Origin of the sequence: Bradyrhizobium sp. 138, assembly GCF_023074075.1 — a bacterium.
Lineage (GTDB): Bacteria > Pseudomonadota > Alphaproteobacteria > Rhizobiales > Xanthobacteraceae > Bradyrhizobium.
This window is the reverse complement of sequence record NZ_JADPKT010000082.1, coordinates 1-550: the sequence shown is the minus strand read 5'-3', so window position 1 is coordinate 550 and position 550 is coordinate 1. Positions and strand designations below refer to the sequence as shown.

Annotated in this window: 1 protein-coding gene; it reads right to left on the bottom strand. The window is 58.4% G+C overall.

Annotated elements, in window-relative coordinates; all coding sequences use genetic code 11:
• On the bottom strand, positions 1-394 hold a 394-nt coding region (locus tag IVA79_RS27870; RefSeq protein WP_247559084.1), incomplete at its 3' end, for a hypothetical protein.
• Between the last annotated feature and the right edge of the window lie 156 nt (positions 395-550).

Here is a 550-nt window from a genome sequence, read left to right as displayed (position 1 = left end):
TCAGCAAATCGCCGCATCGGGCCGGGCCAGCTTTGTGACTCGTCATCAGATCGCCAGCCACCGAACAGCTCTGTGTCGTGATTGTGATGCCAATCGGCCAGGGTCGGTGCGAGTGTAGCGCCTCCACACCTCGCAACTCCGGGCAACGCGCGATAAGATCCCGGGCGAAGCTACCGTGCGCCGTCAGATGAGCCAATTCGGCCGCTACGGTTTTGCGCACTTCTTCAAAATCATTAGCACGCTCAATCGTCACTTCCATCGGCACGACAGAAGAGATCAACACCTCCATCACTTTGGAGGCAGCTTGCGAACCATCCGATGCAGGCGTCCATCCCAGCTGAAGCTCTCTTTCTCCCGTGATGCGGGCGAGATAGATCAGCCAAGCCGTTGCCAAGTATTCCGAGCGATCGCGTGGGGACAGTCTAGCCAAAGCACTTGGAGTGAACCACGAACTCGACTGCCATTCGGGCGGCCGCGGCCACGGACGATGACAGGAAAGAAGGACGCAATGTCCTAAACTGCCCGAGCCGCTGTCGCCAAAAATCCTCCA